We start from the raw sequence: 21,195 nt of genomic DNA, 5'->3' as shown, positions 1-21,195 counted from the left end.
GAAATATGAAGAAGAAAACACTTGTGATCGGTGCCTCACTGAACCCCGCCAGATATTCGAATATTGCCATTAAGAGACTGGTTCAGTATGATCAGCCTACTGTTGCTTTAGGTCTTAGAGAAGGAGAGGTAGCCGGCGTACAGATCGAAACAGAAATGGTTGACTATGGGGATATACATACCATAAGTCTATACCTGAATGCAAAAAGACAAAGGGATTATTATGACTATATCGTATCGCTAGATCCGGAGCGGATCATTTTTAATCCAGGGACCGAAAACCCCGAACTTTACAGGCTTCTGCGTGAAAATGACATTTTTTACGAACATGCGTGTACCTTAGTCATGCTTTCTTCTCAACAATATTAGGCCAAGAAAGGTTAGGAGACCGTTAAGGATTAGTATAAAAAATCCAAATTCAAAACCAAACCACATCAGGCTATTAATGCTGATAATATAGGATAGAACCGGAGCAGCTATCGCTACTAGGGGCACTAGTTTGTCCTTTACTTTCCATTTGGTGAATAATCCAAAGGAATAAAGTCCCAGCAGTGGCCCATAGGTATACCCGGCGAACTGAAACAGTTTGTTGATAACGCTCTTATCAGCGATCGCATATTTGAAAGCCAGCATTACCAGGATAAGTATCACCGAAATGGCGATGTGAATTTGTTTCCTGATCTTCACCTGTTTTTCTTCGGAATATTTCTTTTCTATTTCCAGGATGTCAATGCTAAAGGAAGTGGTTAGGGCTGTTAGAGCCGAGTCGGCACTGGAATAGGCTGCCGCGATCAACCCCAGAATAAAGAAAATGGCCACGGCTATTCCAAGTTCGCCACTGGCCGCAATTGCCGGGAACAGGTCGTCCCGTACTTCGGTAACTCCATTGAGGTCTGCATAATCGGTCAATAGAACTCCAAGGGCCAGGAATAAAAAATTGACAAAAACCAGCACGATGGTGAACCAGAACATGTTCTTTTGCGCATCTTTGAGGCTGCGGCAGGTGAGGTTCTTCTGCATCATATCCTGGTCCAGCCCGGTCATTACAATAGCTATAAATGCACCGGAAAGGAATTGCTTTACGAAATGATCCTTGCTTTTCCAGTCTTCAAAAAAGAACATTTTGGAGTTTTCGCTTTCAGCAAGATAATTCATAAGATTTCCAAGCGAAAGGCCAAGGTCTTCAGAAATGAAATAGATGGTGATTCCTAGGGCAAGTAGCATGAAAAAGGTCTGAAGCGTATCTGTCCAAACAATGGTCTTGATCCCGCTTTTAAAGGTATATAGCCAGATGAGGAGTATGGTTAGTGAAACTGTTACATAATACGGGACTCCCATCGAATCGAATACGATAAGCTGTAAAACGTTTGCCACCAGGAATAACCTGAAACTGGAGCCCACCACTCTCGATAATAGGAAAAATGAAGCTCCGGTCTTATAAGATGAATTTCCGAAGCGACTGTCCAGGTAGGTGTAAATGGAAGTCAGGTTCATCCTGTAATAAAGAGGCAACAAAACCTGTGCGATCACCGCATAGCCTACTGTATATCCCAAAACCACCTGGAAATAACTGAAGGAATCAGATTCCACCGTGCCGGGGATCGAAATAAAAGTGATTCCGCTCAGGGAAGCGCCAATCATTCCAAATGCAACAAGGTACCAGGGAGCCTGTTTGTTAGCCTGAAAAAACTCGGCATTACTGCCACCTTTGCCGGTTAAATAAGAGATAAGGATGAGTACGCCAAAGTAGGCTGCGATAAGAATGAGGATTTGGTAAGGTTGCATGCAAAAAATTTACGCGGGGCAATTTACAAATTAAGGCTTAAGTAAACTCATCCATCAAAAAAATCATAAATTCGCGTATGGATTTTTCTTCAAAATTACTGGAGCAGGCAGTAGACGAAATGTCGCAATTACCGGGCATTGGGAAGCGAACCGCGCTCAGGCTGGTGTTGCATCTATTAAAACAACCGGCCGAGCAAACAGACCAGCTTGCAAAGGCCCTTCAGAACCTTCGGAAAAACATAAAGCTTTGTAAGAATTGTTTCAATATCAGTGATCACGAGCTGTGTGAGATCTGTTCAAATCCATCCAGGGTTTCAGAACTGGTTTGCGTCGTGGAGGATATCCGGGACGTCATGGCTATTGAAAATACGGGGCAGTACCGCGGTCATTACCATGTGCTGGGAGGGAAGATTAGTCCAATGGATGGAATTGGCCCCTCACAGCTTACCATAAAACCTCTTGTGGAAAAGGTAAAGCAGGGAAAGATCGAGGAAATCATTTTTGCGCTGAGCAGTACTTTGGAAGGGGACACAACCAATTTCTATATTTTCAAACAACTGGAAGGTACCGGGATCAAGACTTCAACCATCGCCAGGGGAATTTCTGTAGGCGACGAACTGGAATATGCCGATGAGGTAACGCTGGGCCGAAGTATCACCAACCGGGTGCCCTTTGAATCTTCCATGAAAGGATAGAGGGTCGCCAAAAATTTAAAATCCGTGAAACTTTTTAGATTCCAGTCCGTAAATCGTAATTTTAGCGGAAATATTTTCCGGATATCCCGGTATTGAATTTTCAGTAAATCTTAATTTTATTGATTTTTTAATATTCAACATGCGTATTTTTAATTAAATTCGCAACGCTAATAAATAAAATCACATCTCATTTAAAGATATGGCAAAATTTGAATTAAAACTGCCCAAGATGGGTGAAAGTGTTGCAGAAGCAACCATTACAAATTGGCTAAAGGAAGTAGGGGATACCATAGAAATGGATGAGCCCGTACTTGAGATCGCTACAGATAAAGTAGACAGCGAGGTTCCCAGTGAAGTAGACGGAAAGCTCGTGGAAAAACTATTTGAGAATGATGATGTGGTAAAAGTAGGCGAGACGATCGCGATCATAGAGATCGAAGGAGAGGTTGATACTGATGATAGCGATGAGGGTGAAGACGAGCAACCTGAGGAAGCCCGCCAGGTAGAGGAAAGCCTTGAGGTGGCTAAAGAAACGGCTTCAGCTGAAAGCGAGGATTATTCCGATTCTTCCAGGTTCTATTCGCCATTGGTTAGAAATATCGCTAAGGAAGAAGGCATTTCCCTTGAAGAGCTGGAGAAGGTTGAAGGTACTGGAAAAGACGGCCGTGTAACCAAAAATGATATACTATCTTATGTTGAGAACAGGGGTGATCAAAAGCAGCAACCTGCTTCAAAAGCTTCAGGCAAATCGATCGACACAGGAAAACTCGAGAAGGAAGTAGCTCAAAAGCCGCAGCCGGTGGTTTCAGGAGAAGATGAGATCATAGAAATGAGCCGAATGGGTAAAATGATCGCTCATCATATGGTAAATAGCGTTCAGACCTCTGCTCATGTTCAGTCGTTCATCGAGGTGGATGTGACCAATATCTGGAACTGGAGAAACAAACATAAGGCCGATTTTCAGAAGAGAGAAGGAGAGAAGCTTACTTTTACTCCAATCTTTATGGAAGCCGTTGCCAAGGCGATACGCGATTTCCCGATGATCAACATCTCGGTGAACGAGGACGCGACCAAGGTGATCAAAAAGAAAAATATCAACCTGGGAATGGCCGCGGCTCTACCAGATGGAAACCTGATCGTTCCGGTGATCAAGAATGCAGACAGGCTTAATATTGTAGGAATGGCCAAGGCGGTGAACGACCTTGCCAACCGTGCCAGACAGAATAAACTGAAACCAGACGAGATACAGGGAGGAACCTATACCGTAACCAATGTAGGTACTTTTGGAAGCATCATGGGAACTCCAATTATCAATCAGCCGCAGGTTGGAATTCTTGCTCTTGGAGCGATTCGTAAAATGCCGGCGGTGATCGAAACACCTGATGGTGATTTTATTGGCATTCGTTATAAAATGATCCTTTCTCACAGTTACGATCACAGGGTTGTGAATGGAGCTCTTGGAGGACAGTTTGTTCAGCGAGTAGCTCAGTACCTTGAGAATTTTGATAAGGATAGAGAGATTTAATATTCTGAATTATATTTAGAGAAAAGCCGCCAGCAGTGCGGCTTTTTTTATTTAGCTTTATCCTGTTTTGATAGAAAGTTCCCGGCTAAAATGCGGATACTATTAATTGGCCTTTTAAATTATTCTAACTTTGCACAAATTTTAAAAAATGGACCTCAAGCTTACCAAACCGATTTGTTTTTTTGACCTGGAAACCACTGGTACCAATATCACCAACGATCGTATCGTGGAAATCGCTATTCTTAAGGTTTTCCCTAACGGAAATAAAGAAAGTCATACCTGGCTGGTCAATCCCGAGCAGGATATTCCGGCTGAAGTGGTGGCCATACATGGAATTTCCAACGAAAAAGTAGCTAATGAACCAACTTTCAAGGAACTGGCTTCAAAGGTCCATGATCTAATCAAGGGCTGCGACCTCGCAGGTTATAATTCAAACAGGTTCGATATTCCCCTCCTCGTTGAAGAATTGCTCAGGGCGGGGATCGATTTCGAGATGAAGAACGTGGTGGCTGTTGATGTTCAAACCATCTTTCATAAAAAGGAACAGCGTACCCTTTCTGCGGCCTATCAGTTCTACTGCGGAAAAAACCTGGACGATGCCCATAGTGCAGAAGCCGATACAGAGGCTACTTATGAAGTTCTAAAATCGCAGTTGGACAGGTATGAAGACCTGGAGAACGATATGAAATGGCTGGCTAACTTTAGTTCCCGAAAAAAAGCGGCCGATTTCGCCGGATTCATTGCCTTCGATAAAAAAGGGAAGGAGGTCTTTACGTTTGGAAAATACAGGGGTAAGCAGGTTGAAAAAGTGCTTGAAGAAGAGCCGGGCTACTTCGGCTGGATACAGAATGCCGATTTTCCATTGTATACCAAAAAGGTTTTAACTGCTATTAAGCTTCGTAAACTAAACAATAAACTTTCGTAAATGAAGATCATTTGTGTTGGCCGAAATTATACTGAGCATATAGAGGAATTAAAGAACGAACGGCCAGATGAACCAGTGCTTTTTCAAAAACCAGATACCTCTATTCTTCTTAAAAAACAACCCTTTTTTATACCTGATTTTTCCAATGATATTCATTACGAGGTGGAGGTGCTGGTCAAGATCAAAAAGATCGGGAAACATATTCAGCCTAAATTCGCACATAAGTATTATGATGAAATAGGTCTGGGCATAGATTTTACCGCGAGGGATCTTCAGCAAAAATTAAAGGAAAAAGGACTGCCATGGGAAAAAGCCAAGGCTTTTGACGGTGCAGCGGTCATTGGGAATAAATGGATAGATAAAACCGAATTAGGGGATATTAATGATTTAAATTTCAGGCTGGAGCGTAATGAAGAAGTAGTTCAGGACAGTAATACCTCTTATATGCTTTGGAAAATTGATGAATTAATTGCTTATATTTCGACATATTTCACCTTGAAGATTGGTGATATCATATTTACCGGTACTCCTGCCGGGGTGGGGAAGGTTGAGCCTGAAGACAGGCTGACAGGTTATCTTGAAGATAAAAAAATGTTTTCCATCAAAGTAAAATAGATCAATGAGTAACTACAACCTAGAGGAAGTTAAAGAAATGGCAGGCGGGGATGAAGAATTCATGCTTGTAGTAGTGCAAACTTTCCTTGAAGAAATTCCACCAGACGTAGCTGCGATGAACGAGGCTATTGGAAATGATAATCCTTCACTGGCCTACCAGTATGCCCATAAAATGAAGCCGAATCTTCAACTTTTTGGCCTGAACCTGATGGAGCAGATCAGGGTGATAGAAGCCTGGTCTAAACACGGAAAACGCAAGGATGAGGTGCCGGAAGCGGCTGAGAAGATCACTCATAAAGTAGATATGGCCGCTGAAGAGTTGCGCAACGATTTTAGCCTGTAATCATGAATGCAGAGATCATCACCATTGGAGATGAGATCCTTATTGGCCAGATCGTAGATACGAATTCGGTTTTTATCTCACGGGAACTGAATAAAATTGGGGTTAGCGTTCACCAGATCACTTCCATACAGGATGAACGAGAGCATATACTTCAAACATTAAAAGAAGCTGCAGATCGTGTTGATATTGTAATTATCACGGGTGGGCTGGGGCCTACCAAGGATGATATTACCAAAAAATGCCTTTGTGAATTCTTTGATGATTCACTCGTGAGAAATGAGGAGGTGCTGGCGCATATCGAGGAGCTTTTCAAAAAATATATAGATACTCCAATTTCTGATCTCAACAGGGACCAGGCTTTACTTCCATCAAAAGCTTCGGTTCTTCATAATAAATATGGAACAGCGCCCGGGATGTGGTTCGCTACAGGCGAAAAAGTAGTGGTTTCCCTGCCTGGTGTACCGTACGAAATGAAAGAGTTGATCAGTTCTGAAGTTGTTCCGCGTTTGATGGATAGATTTTCCAGGCCTGTGATCCTGCACAAGACTTTGATTACCTACGGACTTGGAGAAAGTGCGCTGGCTCAGAAGATCGAGGTCTGGGAAGATGAATTACCCGGAAATATCAGGCTGGCCTATCTTCCAAATCTGGGGAAGGTTCGGTTAAGACTAACTGCCAGGGGAATCGATGAAGATGAGCTGAAAAAGGGTGTCGATGAACAGGTCTCAAGGCTTCATGAAATAATCGGGGAATACATACATGCTTATGAAGACGACGACCCGGTAGAGGTGGTTATAAGCAAATTGCTTACGGCCAATGGCTGGACACTTTCCACGGCCGAGAGCTGCACGGGTGGCCGGTTAGCCGTGGAGTTTACCCGGGCACCCGGTTCTTCTGCCAGTTTCAAGGGGAGCGTTGTAAGTTATGCAACCGAGGCCAAGATCGATCTTCTTGGGATTCCCGAGACGCTCATCGCAGAAAAATCGTTGGTAAGTGCCGAAGTAGCCGAAGCTATGGCGCTGGCGGCCGTGGAAAAGTTCAAAACCGAATTTTCTATAGCCACAACCGGTAATGCCGGCCCTTCCAAGGGAGATAGCGATGCAGATTTAGGAACGGTTTTTATAGCCATCGCAACCCCCGATGGAGTAAGCTCCCAGGAATTCAATTTTGGGAATCACAGGGAAAAGGTGATAGGAAAAGCAGTGAATAAGGCCATGGAAATGATAAAGACGGCTATTCTTAATCATATCGCTAAAAATAAAGCTTAAGAATTGAATTTTTTGAGATCTGCGAGGCTTGGTTAATAAAGGTCTCACGCCAGAAAACTTTCCTTGAAATATTTTTTTTGAATTTGTTGTCTGTTAGGTAAAAAAATCGTTAATTTGCAGCCTGTTTTGAAATAACGAGAAAAGTATAGAGCAATGTCAAGAGTTTGTGAACTTACCGGGAAAAGAGCTATGGTTGGGAATAATGTATCTCACGCCATGAATAAGACTAAGCGTAAATTTAACGCTAACCTTGTTAAAAAGCGTTTTTACATTCCTGAAGAAGACAGATGGATCACTCTTAAAGTGAGCACTTCTGCACTAAAAGATATTAATAAAAAAGGCATTTCTGCCGTAATTAAGGAAGCCAGGCAAAAAGGATTTCTTAAAAAATAATCCTTAACCTTAAAAATATTTCACAATGGCAAAGAAAGGAAACAGAGTTCAGGTAATTCTAGAATGCACAGAACATAAGTCATCTGGTCAACCAGGTACTTCAAGATATATTACTACAAAAAACAAAAAAAATACACCGGATAGAATGGAGTTGAAAAAATTCAACCCTATTCTTAAGAAAATGACGGTGCATAAAGAAATTAAATAATTTGAGTCATGGCAAAGAAATCAGTAGCATCTATTCAAACAGGATCAAAAAGATTAACCAAAGCGATAAAAATGGTTAAATCTGAAAAAACCGGTGCCTATACTTTCGTAGAACAGATCATGGCTCCGGAAGACGTTAACGACTTTTTGAAGAGTAAATAAGCCTTCACAAACGATATTAGATATCAGTAAAGAGCCGTTCAGATTTAATCTGGACGGCTTTTTCTTTTTATGTATATTTATGCCGCATTTCGAGAGGCTCTTTGCCTCCTTTTGTTATTAAACCTGCCAATTACAAATGAGTTTATTTAAAAAGATATTTTCAAAAGAGAAAAAGGAGAACCTGGATAAGGGGCTGGAAAAGTCCAAGACCAGTTTTTTCGATAAGATGAGCAAGGCCGTCGCCGGGAAGTCCAAGGTAGACGATGAGGTGCTGGACGACCTGGAAGAGGTGCTTGTAAGCAGTGATGTGGGTGTTAAGACCACTGTAAAGATCATAAACCGAATCGAGGAGCGAGTAGCAAGGGATAAATACCTTGGTACCGACGAACTCAATAAAATACTACGCGAAGAGATCGCAGCCCTGCTTTCAGAAACCGAAAAGGGGGAATATGCAGAACTGGATATCCCGGAAGATAAAAGGCCGTATGTGATCATGGTAGTGGGTGTGAATGGAGTAGGAAAAACAACCACCATTGGAAAGCTTGCTCACCAGTTTAAGAGTCAGGGTAAAAAGGTAGTTTTAGGTGCTGCAGATACTTTCCGTGCAGCAGCGATAGACCAGCTCCAGATCTGGGCAGATCGCACCGATGTGCCTATCATTAAACAGAAAATGGGAAGCGATCCTGCTTCCGTGGCCTTTGATACGATTCAGCATGCCGTAAAAACAGATGCCGACGTGGTGCTTATAGACACAGCCGGTAGGCTTCATAACAAGGTGAACCTGATGAACGAGCTTTCCAAAGTGAAGCGAGTGATGCAGAAAACCGTTGCCGAGGCTCCCCATGAAGTATTGCTGGTTCTCGATGGGTCAACCGGGCAGAATGCCTTTGAGCAGGCCAAGCAATTCACCGCAGCGACCGAAGTGACCTCGCTGGCAGTTACCAAACTAGATGGTACGGCTAAGGGTGGCGTGGTTATTGGCATCAGTGACCAGTTTCAAATTCCTGTAAAATATATTGGAGTAGGAGAAGGAGTGGAAGATCTACAGGTATTCAACAAATATGAATTCGTAGACTCATTCTTTAAATAATATTATGAAAAAATACCTTCTTCTCCTGGCAATGCTCGCAATTGCGAGTTGTAAAAATGATAGTTCTGAATCTGAAAATATTCAAAGTGAGGTAGATTCCGTTGCGACCGATAGCGTCGAGGAAATGGAGTTTAAGGTTTTGGATTCCAGGTTTATTGACCAGGATGAAATGTGGAAACCTTTTGAAGACGATCTGGCCGATTTCTCTCCTGAAGTTTATGAAGAAGTAAAGGCCCTGGTTTTTGAAAAAAGCATTCCTGAAATTCAGAAATCTATCGATCAGGGAAAACTTAGCTACGAAGAAGTCGCGCTTTTCTATTTAATGCGTATCAAAGAATACGACAGGGATAATGAATTTTCACTGAACTCTGTTATCTCGCTCAATCCAAACCTGATTGAAGAAGCCCGTAAAAAGGACCAGATGAAAGACAGGCTTTCCAATAAGCATCCAATCTACGGTATCCCTGTGCTTTTAAAAGATAATATCAACACTCAAGCTTTGCCAACCACAGCTGGTGCTGTGGCTCTTGAAGACAATCTAACCCGCGATGCCTTTATCGTTAAACAGCTGAAGGATAATGGGGCTTTGATTCTCGGGAAAGCCAACCTGAGTGAGTGGGCCTATTTCTTTTGCGGGGATTGCCCAAGCGGGTACTCAGCCGTTGGAGGTCAGACGCTGAACCCTTACGGAAGAAAGATCCACGATACAGGTGGTTCCAGTTCGGGTAGTGGAGTAGCCGTTTCAGCAAACCTGGCGCCAGTAGCAGTAGGTTCTGAAACTTCCGGATCTATACTTTCACCTTCCAGCGCAAATTCGGTAGTAGGCTTAAAACCAACCATCGGTTTGCTAAGTCGTGGCGGGATCGTTCCCATTTCCAGCACCCTGGATACCCCGGGACCTATGACCAAATTTGTGGTGGATAACGCGATACTTCTGTCAGCCATGACCGGAAAGGATCCTAAGGATCCTTCTTCCAGCCTGGTTCCGGAGGATAAGCCTAGAAATTATTATGAAGGTCTTGAAGGTTCCGATCTTAAAGGAAAAAGATTTGGCGCCATCAAAAGCCTTATGGAAGACACTTTATATGTAAGGGCGGTAAACGATTTGAAGAATGCCGGTGCAGAGATTGTGGAATTCGAAGCCGAAGATATCGATTTGCCAAATTTCATTCGATTGCTTAACCTGGATATGAAAAAAGATCTGCCGGAGTATTTTCAGAATTACGGCGGTGAATCGAACTTCAGAAATGTTCAGGATGTGGTTGACTATAATCTTAAGGATTCGGTTGCTCGTGCACCCTACGGTCAGGCTTTATTCCTTGGGATTATCGAGGATTCTGCCACAGCTGAAGAATTTGCGGCGATCAAGGATACCCTTAGGCGAAATGGAACCCGTTTCTTCGAGGTTCCAATGAAGCAACATAAGCTGGATGCAGTTTTATCGGTCAATAATTATCACGCAGGTTATGCAGCGGTCGCAAAATATCCTGCCATAACAGTACCGATGGGTTATACCAGTGAAAACCGGCCAAAAGGTCTTACGATCATAGGAAAACCTTTTAGCGAACAGGAGCTGTTAAAATGGGCTTATGCCTATGAATTAACTACAGAACGCAGAAAAACCCCGGCTGACTATAATGAGTAAAGTTTCCCAACGTTACCTTGTGATCATTTCGAAGATCATCTTCTTTTATAGTATTTTTTACGTAGTGATGAAGGTGGCAGCGATCTTCCAGGGAGCATGGGCTATTCCGAATCTGATCCTGGCCGTTCCATATTTGATCTTCGCCATCGTGGGTGGGATCCTGCTAAAGAGGAACTCCTACCACTGGGCCTATGTGATCGCCGGAGCGATTTTGATCAGTATTGTGAGATATTACGAACAGGAGTGGATGCTGCAGCTTCATAATTATTTTCAATAATGCTACCACAAATTCCAGGAAAAAGTTATCCTAATGAAGTTTGCCTGAATGGTGAATGGATGAAGCCTGAAGAGGCTCAGATCTCGGTTTTTGACCGTGGCTTTATGCTGGGTGACGCGCTGTATGAAGTCATTCCGTTTTATGACGGAAAGGTCTTCGCTTTGGAGGAACATTTAGACCGACTTAAATACAGCCTATCACAGATCAGGTTCGATTTTGAAGTGAAAAAACTGGTGCCATTCATTCTGCAGGCAGTGGAGCGCAGTTCTTATGCTGAAGAAGATGCTGCGGTTTATTTACAACTAAGCCGCGGAACAGCCCCAAGAACACATTTCTTTCCGCAGTCTTCTGAACCTAATTTCCTGGTTTATTCCTTTCCGGTTAAACTGAAGGATTTTGAACAGAGAAGCTGGCGATTGCTATTGGCGGAAGACATTCGCTGGCATCGCTGCGATATCAAAACCACTTCCTACCTGGCCAATACCATGTTGAATGATGAATCACATCGCCTGGGCCTTGATGAAACCCTGTTATTTCGGGATGGAAAGATTACTGAAGGTTCGCATTCCACGGCTTTTTTTGTGAAGGATAATGTGATCTACACCCATCCGGAAGGTCCCGAAATTCTTTCAGGAATTACGAGAAAGATCGTGATAGATCTATGCAGGGAACTCAGTTTGGATATCAGGGAAGAGTCATACAGATTAGAGGATTTTGAAAATCTGGATGAAGTTTTTCTTACCGGAACGACTACCCAGGTCATGATGATCACAGATATCTTTTTTGAAGGGAGCAAGATCTTTTCCCGTCCTGAAGCAGGTCCAGTTACCCAAAAACTTCAAAAGGCCTTTAAAGAGAAAACCCGAAACTGCCAGGCCTAATCTATTACCTTATATTTTTCCAGGATCGGTTTTACTTTTTGCATTGGCAAGGCTTCGATCGTTCTGCCTTGAAACCCGGTCATATCTTCAGCCATAAACAATGAATTCAGGATAGCTTCTTCGGTGGCTTCGATAGCCGCCATAAAGATGGGAGACATCAGGTCATTGGGAACTACTTTTTGTTCCAGCAGATCTTTCTCAATTCTATATGGGATTCGGTTCTCTTTCGCAGTTGAAAAGGCGATCACATAATCTCCGCTTCCATTGGAGGCGATCCCACCGGTTCGTCCTAACCCGAGTAGTGCTCGTTTAGCCAGTCTTTTTAAATTTCGCGAATTCAGAGGAGCATCGGTAGCGACCACGATCATACAGGAACCATCGGCACTATCTAAAATGCGATCCCTGAAACTGAATTTTCCGATTTCCTCTCCAACCGGAGCGCCGTCTATCGTAAGGTTTCCACCGAAATTGGTCTGTACCAGCACCCCAATCCTGTAGCCGCCCAGGCTTTCAGGAAGTTTGCGGGACGAGGTGCCAATTCCGCCTTTAAATCCGAAGCAAATGGTCCCGGTTCCGGCGCCAACATTGCCTTCCGTTACATTTGAACTTGCAGAATTGATGGCCGAAATCACGTTTTCTGTTTGTACATGCTGGCCACGAATATCGTTCAGATAACCATCATTGGTTTCACCAACAATGGCATTTACCGATCTTACATCTTCGTTTCCGGGCAGTCCAAGGCTGTATTTGATCAGCGCGTCCATGGCGGTAGCCACATTTAAAGTGTTGGTAAGGATGATAGGAGTTTCAATATTCCCAAGTTCTTCTACCTGTGTGCTGCCGGCCAGTTTTCCGAAGCCATTCCCCACATAAACCGCCGCCGGAACTTTCTTCTGAAAGATATTCCCGTCATGCGGCAAGATCGCGGTAACTCCTGTACGAATACTGTCTCCTTCGATAAGCGTGGTATGTCCCACCTTTACACCTTCCACATCGGTGATCGAATTCCTGGCTCCGGTGGGAAGAACGCCAATTTCGATTCCAAGATCCCGGCTTCGTTGCTGGGCGAAAAGGCTGATGTTTATGAACAAAATGATTAAGACGAGTAGTTTTTGTTTCATGGATCTGGCTTGTTTCAGAAAGTGAAGATACAAAACTGCAACTTTGTGAACCTGGCTATTTTAAGTCTTCATACTTAGCGTTCTGCAATTCAGATTTTAGATTGTATCTTTGCACCCGCCAAAAAGACCTCGCAAGTTTCAAAAACCTGTAAGGTCTGGGTGGTGTCAAAATGGAATAAGATGAGAACGAAGTCAAGAAAGAAGAACAGGATCAACGTGGTCACCCTTGGATGCAGTAAGAATGTGTACGATTCTGAAGTGCTGATGGGGCAGTTGAAAGCCAATAACAAGGATGTTGTTCACGAGCAGGAAGGAAATATCGTGGTGATCAATACCTGTGGATTTATCGATAATGCCAAGGAGCAGTCGGTGAATACGATTTTGGACTTTGTTCAGAAGAAGGAAGAAGGAGAAGTGGACAAGGTTTTTGTTACCGGGTGTTTGAGCGAACGCTATAAGCCCGATCTTCAGAAGGAAATTCCGAATGTAGACCAGTATTTTGGGACTACCGAATTGCCCGGGTTACTTGCTGCTTTGGAGGCCGATTATAAGCATGAGCTGATAGGCGAGCGACTAACCACAACTCCTAAGAACTATGCCTATTTAAAGATCGCCGAAGGTTGCGACCGGCCTTGTTCTTTTTGTGCCATCCCGCTTATGCGTGGAGGCCATCGTTCCACTCCTATAGAAAACCTGGTAATGGAAGCTGAAAAGCTTGCCGCTAATGGGGTGAAGGAATTGATCCTGATCGCCCAGGATCTCACTTATTACGGGCTGGATCTTTACAAAAAAAGAAAACTGGCCGAATTGCTGGAAAACCTGGTAAAGGTGGAAGGTATCGAATGGATACGCCTTCATTACGCATTCCCAACCGGTTTCCCGATGGATGTGCTTGAGGTGATGAAACGCGAACCTAAGATCTGTAATTACCTGGATATTCCGCTTCAGCATATATCTGATGATCTGCTTAAATCGATGCGCCGTGGAACCACCCATGAAAAGACGACCAAACTTCTGAAGGAATTCAGAAAAAGGGTGCCTGAAATGGCAATTCGAACCACTCTTATCGTGGGTTATCCCGGGGAGACCGAAGAACATTTCCAGGAATTGAAAGATTGGGTTAAGGAAATGCGTTTTGAGCGACTGGGATGTTTCACTTATTCCCATGAAGAGAATACACATGCTTATAACCTGGAGGATAATGTGCCTCAGGAGGTGAAGCAGGAAAGAGCGAATGAGATCATGGAAATCCAGTCTCAGATCTCGTGGGAGCTGAACCAGCAAAAGATCGGCGAGGTCTTTAAGGTGGTGATCGATCGTAAGGAAGGTAATTATTTCGTGGGTAGAACCGAATACGATTCGCCCGATGTGGATAACGAGGTATTGATTGACGCGACATCGGTTTATCTTAAGACTGGCGATTACTATGAGGTTAAAATCACCGATGCGGCCGATTTCGACCTTTACGGAGAGCCTTTGAATGTCACTTCAGAAAAGCCGAAACGAAAGGAATTGAAGATCAGGCAATCGTAATCTTATCTTCCAGGTAAACCGACTGTACCTTATTCAAGATTTCCACACCTTCTTTTAAAGGTCGCTGAAAAGCTTTTCTGCCCATAATAAGTCCTGCGCCACCGGCTCGTTTATTGATAACGGCGGTGCGAACCGCCTCTTTTTCGTCGGACTCTCCTTTGGAACCACCACCTGAATTAATGAGTCCTATTTTTCCCATATAACAATTCGCAACCTGGTATCGACACAGGTCTATTGGATGATCGGTACTAAGCTGTTTATACATTTCGTCGTCATACTTGCCAAAATCGATGTTCTGGTATCCGAAATTGTTGGTTGGTAATTTTTGTTTGATCACGTCGGCTTTAATGGTGACACCTAAATGATTCGCCTGTCCGGTAAGGTCGGCTGAGGAATGATAATCTTTTCCATCTTTCTTAAAATCCGAATTCCGCGTATAACACCATAAAATAGTAGCCATTCCCAGTTCGTGGGCTTCTTCAAAAGCTCTTGCGATCTCAACGATCTGCCTGTTGCTTTCTTCTGAACCAAAATAAATGGTCGCTCCAATGGCTACAGCTCCCAGGTTCCAGGCTTCCTTAACGGTTCCATATGGAATCTGGTCGTATTTATTGGGATAGGTCAGTAGCTCGTTATGGTTGATCTTCACCACAAAAGGAATTTTATGAGCGAAACGCCTGGCATGTCTTGCAAGTACACCAAATGTGGAGGCAACCCCATTGCAACCAGCTTCGATGGCCAGGTTAATGATATTTTCAGGATCAAAATAATCCTGGTTCTTGTAGAATGAAAATGCAGCTGAATGTTCAATTCCCTGGTCGATGGGTAGGATATTCAAAAATCCGGTGCCGCCAAGGTTACCGTGCCCGTATAACTGGGCAAGGCTTCGCAGGCTTTGCGGATTTCGGTCGCTGTCGATAAAAGTTTCAACCGTGCCTGGTCCCGGCGCCTGAATTCTGTCTGCTGGTATCTTGTCGCATGTATGTTCCAGGTAATAAGCTGCGTCGTCGCCTAAAATGTCTTCGATCTCTTTTAAATTTTTCATGACTGGTTGTTTTAGATTCCGAAGGGGAAGGTTTCGGGGGTTAACTTTCCTTCGGGTTTGTATTTTAATGGATGTAATCCCTGAGTTTGGTCCAGGTATATAAAGGCATCATATCTTTCGGGTATTTCAGAAGGGACATAATTAGATCGTTCATTATCGGGATCATAAACTACCCCAACGGCCCTGTGACCAATTTTATCTTCGAAAGCTTCGGTAATTCGAGGATGTTCATCGAAGATCATCAGTTTATTATGGCTATCCATATTGTGTAGTTTATGCTCGAAACTCCCCGGAATAGCTTCCGGAAGTTCCATTTCCTGCATGGGTGCGCCCCAGGATTTTCCGGCGATCACCGAGCCTGCATAGGATCCAAAACCCACCAGCACGGTATTCCTGGTACCTTTTTCTCTTCTTACCAGCTCTCCCAGGTTAAAGAGTCCGTGGTTGGCCATATCGGTGGCCCGGGCATCGCCAATATGGGTATTATGCGCCCAGACGATCACTTTGGAATCGTCTCCGTGATAATCTAAAAGTTTGTCGAGGGTTTCCATCATATGCCTGTCACGTACATTCCAGGAGTTCTGAGTAAAGTCAGACATCGCCTTATAGTATCTTTCAGCGTTCGCCATGACCAGCGCATTCATTTCAGCATTTAGATCGGCTTCCAGGGCATGATCATAATTATGAGAACGCTGTCTTACCTTTTTCAGAAGTTCAATTACCTGATCCTGACAGCCGGGTTTGGCCTTGTTGAAAATAGATCCGTAAGAATCTCTTTCCTTATAAGGCTGGAAGCACATCATGGCATTTTTTGCAATTTCTGCCGTTTCTGGATCTTCGTTTTCAAGATAACTTACGATGAGCTCCATACTTTCCCATAAGCTATAGACATCCAAACCATAAAAACCAACCATTTCAGATGCCGGCCGTTCCTGGTTATGTGATTTCAGCCAATTGGCGAATGCCGCAATTTCCCAGTTAGCCCACATCCAGGTTGGCCATCTTTTGAATTCCTCGAGTACACTCTGAATCTCCTGTTCATCACCGTTCTTGATCCATTTGTTGATGTTGAAACAATCCGGCCAGTCGCCTTCCACGGCTATGAAATCAAAGCCTTTCTCCTTAATAAGGCGCTTGGAAATTTCTGCGCGCCAGGTGTAATATTCATGGGTGCCATGGCTGGCTTCACCAAGGAGGACAAACCGGGAATCGCCGATGCGCTCCATCAATGGCTCAAGGTCATGGCTATTGCCCAGTTTATGGATATATTTTGAAATGTCTTTTTCTTGATCAGAAAAGCTCATCAATGTAATTATTGGTTAGGTATCTGAAAATAAGATATTTGAAGACCAATAAAGATTCTTCAATTATAAAATAATGATAAAACTGCTCAGGAATATTTCCAGAAGATCACCTGCGAGAAGGCCGTCCAGAGACAGGCTTCCAGGCCTGCATATTTCAGGGCGCTGTTAACCCAGGTGTTGCAGGTTCTAAAGGCATGGAAGGAAGATCTTGAGGCGAAAAAAAGGTCATCTTGAGTATAGCTGAAGTCTAGCGGAACCGGAGTTCCATTTTTATCGGTTTCAAAATGTTTTAAGATATATTCTGAAAGCTTCCGGTACTGGACCTCGCTTAGGCTAAGCTGAATGTGATTTCGTTTCTCCGGGAAATCCATCCTGGTAACATGGATCGCTGAAGGTGTATTCAGAAACAGGCTGGTTGCAGCAGTTGTGAGTTGCAGATCGTCCCATTGCGGAGTGGTTCTGTAAAACTCCAGGTCACCCCAGCCAAAGGCATAGTAAGCAGTTTCACCTGGAACAGGAAATCTGGATTCTGGAATCGTTTCCTGCCAGTTCAGAATTTTGTTGCTAACGGGTAGGACGATATCGGTATGAGTGCCATTCTGGATGAGGTAGATCTTGATTTTCCCATTTTCAGCATTTGATCCGCTATTCACCGGTATAATTGCACCAATCAAATTTAGCAACAGGTAAATCACTGCCGGGGTCAGAACAAGTAAAAACAGATTTTTAAGAAACCGAAAAAATTGTTGCATCCTTCCTGGTTTTAGGCATTCTCGGATTTTAGCTTTTTGCGCTTCCTGTAGTCTATATATACATAGATCCCGTAAATAAGTATGCCACCTCCACCAATCCAGTAAAGTCCGTTTTTCAGGGTATCGGTATCCTGTCCAAAATAGGCGATCGCAAAAGAGAGAGGAACAATTCCGGTAAGCGTGGCAAGGATGAATTTCCGGTATGTCATGCTCAGCATTCCTGCAATAATACTTATGGCGTCATTCGAAAGAAATGGAGAAATTCTGAAAATGGCGATCGTCCAGAATCCGTATTCTGAGATCCAGCGCTCGGCTTTTTTGTTTTTGGATTTTCCCATTACTTTTTCGAGATGATCTTCTCCCAGCCACTTTCCAAGGTAAAATGCGATACTGGAAGCACAGAACACGCCGGCGATCGAAATAAAAGCTCCTCCCCAGAAGCCATATGCCAGCACCGCGACGATCATGGGTAACCAGGATGGGAATACCACCAGGAAGATCTGCAGGATCATGATCAGGATGATGGCGATTGGTCCCCAAACTCCGAAATCCTTAAAATAGGCACTGATCCTTTCCTCGTCTTCACTCCAGAGAATATCCCAGGTATGGTCTATAAATTCTTTGAAAGGCGGGTGGAAAAAATAGATCGCTAATAACCCAAGGATAATACTTCCGGTAAGTATATATGATGCTTTTTCAGACAAAAGGATTTGATTTACTGGTCATTTCAGGTTTGGATAAGATAGAAAAAAGGCGGAACTACCTGTTCCGCCTTTGCCTTAAAACTTTTATAAAATTTGTATTATTCCTCTGGATTAAGCAGTATGGGTTCTCCAAACCCAAGCTGATCCAGCTTGTCTAATTGTGTTTCGGCATCTCCAACGATCAGGAAATACATCCTTTCGGGATTCACATATTGCCTGGCCAGTTCCTGTATCTGCATCACGCTCAAATCCTCAACCAGCTTTTCCCTTTGTTTGATATAATCATAATCATACCCAAAATCGCTGATCTCCTGAAGCATGTTAAGCTTGGCGCCAAGGGTTTCAAATCTCCTGGCGTTGCTTTTTATCATATAACTTTGGGTAACTTCAAGATCTGAAGGCTTAAAGCTTTGGGGATAATTCCTGAGGATATTCCTAATAAGTTCAGTTGCTTCATAAGTGATATTGGTTCGCACGCCGCTGCTTATTTGAAACGGACCAATATAATTTCGCTGGGTGAACCTCGATCGTATCCCGTAGGTGTATCCTTTGTTCTCCCTTAGTTCCTGGGTTAGCTGGGAAGCAAAACTTCCACCACCAAGTCGATAATTCATGACCTCGGCCGGATAAAAATCCTCATCGGTCGCCGATAGGGCAGGGGCTCCAAAGCTGATTATAGATTGCTTGGCGCCTGGAACATCATAGAAATAAATCTTTGATTGTTCGGGTAACTCAGGATTTGAAAATTCTGGAAAATCGATGTTCTTTGGAGGCCAGTTCGCAGAGATCCCCCGAACCGGTTTCAAAGCTGTATCTTTTTCAATGGCGCCAACTACCAGGAAGGAGGCTGCAAGCGGCGAGAGGTTTTCCTCGTAAAAATTCTTCAGGTCGTTAAGACTGATATTGGTTACAGATTCGGTTGTTCCCAGCAGATTGTATGAAAGTATGCTGTCTTCCCCGTAGATTAGTTTGTTGAATTCGTTAGAGGCAATCTGTAGCGGGTCACCTTTTTGCTCCTGAAGCCTGCTTAAGATCTGTTGTTTCGCCAGTTTAAATTCTTCTTCATCCCAGCGAGGTTGCAGCAAAATTTCCTTAACCAGCTCAAGGGTCTGTTCGTAATTTTTGGCAAGCGTATTTCCGCTGATAGTGATCTTTTCCTCTTCGGAATTTACATAGATCGAGGCGCCAAGCATTTCGATAGCTTCTTCAAGTTCGGCGGCAGTTTTGTTAGCCGTTCCCTTGGTCATCATTTCAGCCAGTAAATTGGAGATACCGGCCTGATCCGGTTTTTCGAGTAACTGGCCACCTTTTATGTCCAGGCTGAAGCGAACCAGCGGAACCTCCTTATTAGTAATTCCCATTACTTTCATTCCTGAAGGCAAATTCTGCTCCCAGATATCGGGAACCCTGGTTTCAGGCTTTCCGTGGTAAGGCGGTTCTATGCTTCGGTCGAAACTGGAAGGAGTTTTTTCATAGCTGGCCTGCTGGCTGGGATCGAAATCTTCTTCAGCGCCTTCAACGATCTTTTCCTCGACCACTTCGGCTTTTTCTGAATCCTCCAAAGCAAGTTCAGGAGATCCTTTCGGAACAAAACTGGTAGCAACATAATTTTTATCCTGGACATATTTTCGGAAAACGTTCATTACGTCCTGCTGTGAAACCGACAGTAAATTTTGCACTTCCTTGTTCAGGTTGTTAGGATCGCCCGTATAGATCTCGTATTGAGCAAGCTGATAGCCTTTTCCAAAAACGCTGGAGATCTGGTTGTAAAAATCGGTTTCCAGCCCGGCCTTGATTCGCTCAAGGTCTTTCTGCGGAATTCCATTCTGCGCAAATTCTGAAAACACTTCGTTGATGGCCTGCTGAACCTGGTCGAGATCTACATTTTCGTAGGCTCTTACCTGCAACATCAGCTGGCCGGCCAGTTCCGATTCATAATCGAACATACTGATCCTTCCGCTCAATTTTTCCTCTTCTACCAGCTTCTTGTAAAGTGGCGCATTCTTTCCATCTGCAAGGTAGCTCGCAAGGATCTGAAGAGCATACGAATCCGGATGATTGGTATAAACCGAAGGCCAGGTAAGCGTTAATTCAGGCAACTTGGCAAAATTATCCTCGTGGTATAGCTTTTTGGTCTTTTCAAGGCTAACCATTTGTTTTTCCAGTTTCTCTACTTCGGGACCTCTTGGGATCTCATCAAAATATTTGTGAACCCAGTCCCGTGCCTGTTCCGGATCAAAATCTCCCGAAATGGTAAGGATCACGTTGTTGGGTGTATACCATTTATTGTAGAATTCCTTTACGTCCTCCAGGCTTGCATTCTGAAGATCTTCCAGGCTGCCAATCACCTGCCAGCTGTAAGGGTGTCCTTCGGGATACAAGTTGCGGTCTATCACGTACATGTCGTGACCATAAGGACGGTTATCTACGCCCTGCCTTTTTTCATTTTTCACTACCTGTTTTTCCTTGGCCAGTACGGGTTCAGTCACCGTATTGATAAAGTAGCCCAGTTTGTCAGCTTCGGCCCAAAGCATCTTTTCCAATGCGTCGTTAGGCACAGTTTGATAATAATTGGTACGGTCACGGCTGGTAGATCCATTTGCACCGGAACCACCGATTCGGGCACTCATCTTGTCCAGTCCGCCTTTCCCGAGGTTTTCAGATTCCAGGAAAAGCAAATGCTCGAATAAATGCGCAAATCCGGTACGGCCTTCTTTTTCGCGGGCAGATCCTACATGGGCGGTAAGGGCTACAGCCACTACGGGATCGGAATGGTCTTCGTGCATGATCACCTTCAACCCGTTCTCCAGCTGGAAGCTTTCAAATTCTACCGAATAGGTGTCGGACTTTTCCTGCGCCTGGATTAGCTGCGAAAAAGTCAAAAACAGAATACTAAATATTGATAATTGAAATTTCATTTTTTTAA

Annotated in this window: 22 protein-coding genes; 15 read left to right on the top strand and 7 right to left on the bottom strand. The window is 43.8% G+C overall.

Translation table 11 applies throughout. The annotated features are described in order from the left end of the window. The first annotated feature begins 5 nt into the window (after positions 1-5). Positions 6-368 (top strand): CoA-binding protein, encoded by a 363-nt coding sequence (locus MKO06_RS14195; RefSeq protein WP_241552723.1) that lies wholly within the window; start codon positions 6-8, stop codon positions 366-368. Here the strand turns inward: MKO06_RS14195 and MKO06_RS14190 are convergent. Next, positions 339-1,784 carry a sodium:solute symporter gene (locus tag MKO06_RS14190; protein ID WP_241552722.1) on the bottom strand — a complete coding sequence of 482 codons (1,446 nt, stop codon included), beginning with the start codon at positions 1,782-1,784 and terminating at the stop codon, positions 339-341. The two genes, MKO06_RS14195 and MKO06_RS14190, sit on opposite strands and share 30 nt — an antisense overlap. A gap of 77 nt (positions 1,785-1,861) precedes the next feature. On the opposite strand from MKO06_RS14190, the gene recR reads away from it, so the two are divergent. The 13 genes from recR to MKO06_RS14125 all read left to right on the top strand — a co-directional run bounded on the left by recR (position 1,862) and on the right by MKO06_RS14125 (position 11,810). Continuing rightward, positions 1,862-2,479, top strand: coding sequence for a recombination mediator RecR (gene recR / locus MKO06_RS14185; protein WP_241552721.1), 618 nt, complete (start codon positions 1,862-1,864; stop codon positions 2,477-2,479). A 199-nt stretch (positions 2,480-2,678) separates the two neighbouring features. Next, positions 2,679-4,004: a dihydrolipoamide acetyltransferase family protein gene (locus tag MKO06_RS14180; protein ID WP_241552720.1), complete on the top strand. Its 1,326-nt coding sequence runs from the start codon at positions 2,679-2,681 to the stop codon at positions 4,002-4,004. A gap of 148 nt (positions 4,005-4,152) precedes the next feature. Then, positions 4,153-4,929: a 3'-5' exonuclease gene (locus MKO06_RS14175; protein WP_241552719.1), complete on the top strand. Its 777-nt coding sequence runs from the start codon at positions 4,153-4,155 to the stop codon at positions 4,927-4,929. After that, positions 4,930-5,544 carry a fumarylacetoacetate hydrolase family protein gene (locus tag MKO06_RS14170; protein ID WP_241552718.1) on the top strand — a complete coding sequence of 205 codons (615 nt, stop codon included), beginning with the start codon at positions 4,930-4,932 and terminating at the stop codon, positions 5,542-5,544. Between the two features lie 4 nt (positions 5,545-5,548). After that, positions 5,549-5,887 carry an Hpt domain-containing protein gene (locus MKO06_RS14165; RefSeq protein ID WP_241552717.1) on the top strand — a complete coding sequence of 113 codons (339 nt, stop codon included), beginning with the start codon at positions 5,549-5,551 and terminating at the stop codon, positions 5,885-5,887. Between the two features lie 2 nt (positions 5,888-5,889). After that, complete coding sequence (locus MKO06_RS14160) at positions 5,890-7,155, top strand: competence/damage-inducible protein A (RefSeq protein WP_241552716.1); 1,266 nt, start codon at positions 5,890-5,892, stop codon at positions 7,153-7,155. Between the two features lie 153 nt (positions 7,156-7,308). Continuing rightward, complete coding sequence (rpmB, locus tag MKO06_RS14155; protein ID WP_156282882.1) at positions 7,309-7,548, top strand: 50S ribosomal protein L28; 240 nt, start codon at positions 7,309-7,311, stop codon at positions 7,546-7,548. Positions 7,549-7,573: 25 nt separating this feature from the next. Continuing rightward, positions 7,574-7,756, top strand: coding sequence for a 50S ribosomal protein L33 (gene rpmG / locus MKO06_RS14150; RefSeq protein ID WP_105004372.1), 183 nt, complete (start codon positions 7,574-7,576; stop codon positions 7,754-7,756). An 8-nt stretch (positions 7,757-7,764) separates the two neighbouring features. After that, positions 7,765-7,917, top strand: a complete 153-nt coding sequence (locus MKO06_RS14145; RefSeq protein WP_156282878.1) for a DUF4295 domain-containing protein — start codon at positions 7,765-7,767, stop codon at positions 7,915-7,917. 136 nt (positions 7,918-8,053) lie between these two features. Further along, positions 8,054-9,007 (top strand): signal recognition particle-docking protein FtsY, encoded by a 954-nt coding sequence (gene ftsY / locus MKO06_RS14140; protein WP_241552715.1) that lies wholly within the window; start codon positions 8,054-8,056, stop codon positions 9,005-9,007. A gap of 4 nt (positions 9,008-9,011) precedes the next feature. Then, positions 9,012-10,652 carry an amidase family protein gene (locus tag MKO06_RS14135; protein WP_241552714.1) on the top strand — a complete coding sequence of 547 codons (1,641 nt, stop codon included), beginning with the start codon at positions 9,012-9,014 and terminating at the stop codon, positions 10,650-10,652. After that, complete coding sequence (locus MKO06_RS14130) at positions 10,645-10,929, top strand: hypothetical protein (RefSeq protein ID WP_241552713.1); 285 nt, start codon at positions 10,645-10,647, stop codon at positions 10,927-10,929. Before MKO06_RS14135 ends, MKO06_RS14130 begins: the two co-directional genes overlap by 8 nt. After that, positions 10,929-11,810, top strand: a complete 882-nt coding sequence (locus tag MKO06_RS14125; protein ID WP_241552712.1) for an aminotransferase class IV — start codon at positions 10,929-10,931, stop codon at positions 11,808-11,810. Before MKO06_RS14130 ends, MKO06_RS14125 begins: the two co-directional genes overlap by 1 nt. Here MKO06_RS14125 and MKO06_RS14120 read toward each other — a convergent pair. Continuing rightward, entirely contained in the window at positions 11,807-12,931 is a 1,125-nt protein-coding gene (locus MKO06_RS14120) for a DmpA family aminopeptidase (protein ID WP_241552711.1), read from the bottom strand. The genes MKO06_RS14125 and MKO06_RS14120 overlap by 4 nt on opposite strands. Before the next feature lie 180 nt (positions 12,932-13,111). On the opposite strand from MKO06_RS14120, the gene rimO reads away from it, so the two are divergent. After that, complete coding sequence (gene rimO / locus MKO06_RS14115; protein WP_241552710.1) at positions 13,112-14,464, top strand: 30S ribosomal protein S12 methylthiotransferase RimO; 1,353 nt, start codon at positions 13,112-13,114, stop codon at positions 14,462-14,464. Here rimO and MKO06_RS14110 read toward each other — a convergent pair. The 5 genes from MKO06_RS14110 to MKO06_RS14090 form a co-directional block, all read right to left on the bottom strand. After that, positions 14,451-15,509, bottom strand: coding sequence for a class I fructose-bisphosphate aldolase (locus MKO06_RS14110; RefSeq protein ID WP_241552709.1), 1,059 nt, complete (start codon positions 15,507-15,509; stop codon positions 14,451-14,453). The genes rimO and MKO06_RS14110 overlap by 14 nt on opposite strands. Positions 15,510-15,520: 11 nt before the next feature. Then, positions 15,521-16,813 carry an erythromycin esterase family protein gene (locus tag MKO06_RS14105; RefSeq protein ID WP_241552708.1) on the bottom strand — a complete coding sequence of 431 codons (1,293 nt, stop codon included), beginning with the start codon at positions 16,811-16,813 and terminating at the stop codon, positions 15,521-15,523. Positions 16,814-16,899: 86 nt separating this feature from the next. Continuing rightward, positions 16,900-17,565, bottom strand: coding sequence for a TIGR02117 family protein (locus MKO06_RS14100; RefSeq protein WP_241552707.1), 666 nt, complete (start codon positions 17,563-17,565; stop codon positions 16,900-16,902). A gap of 11 nt (positions 17,566-17,576) precedes the next feature. After that, entirely contained in the window at positions 17,577-18,269 is a 693-nt protein-coding gene (locus tag MKO06_RS14095; protein ID WP_241552706.1) for a TVP38/TMEM64 family protein, read from the bottom strand. A 98-nt stretch (positions 18,270-18,367) separates the two neighbouring features. Beyond that, a complete protein-coding gene (locus MKO06_RS14090; protein ID WP_241552705.1) occupies positions 18,368-21,187 on the bottom strand; it encodes a M16 family metallopeptidase in 2,820 nt (939 codons plus the stop codon). Positions 21,188-21,195 lie beyond the last annotated feature (8 nt).

This window comes from Christiangramia oceanisediminis (assembly GCF_022570735.2).
Lineage (GTDB): Bacteria > Bacteroidota > Bacteroidia > Flavobacteriales > Flavobacteriaceae > Christiangramia > Christiangramia oceanisediminis.
Note: the sequence above shows the minus strand (reverse complement) of the source record. Positions and strands in the feature narration are given on the sequence as shown.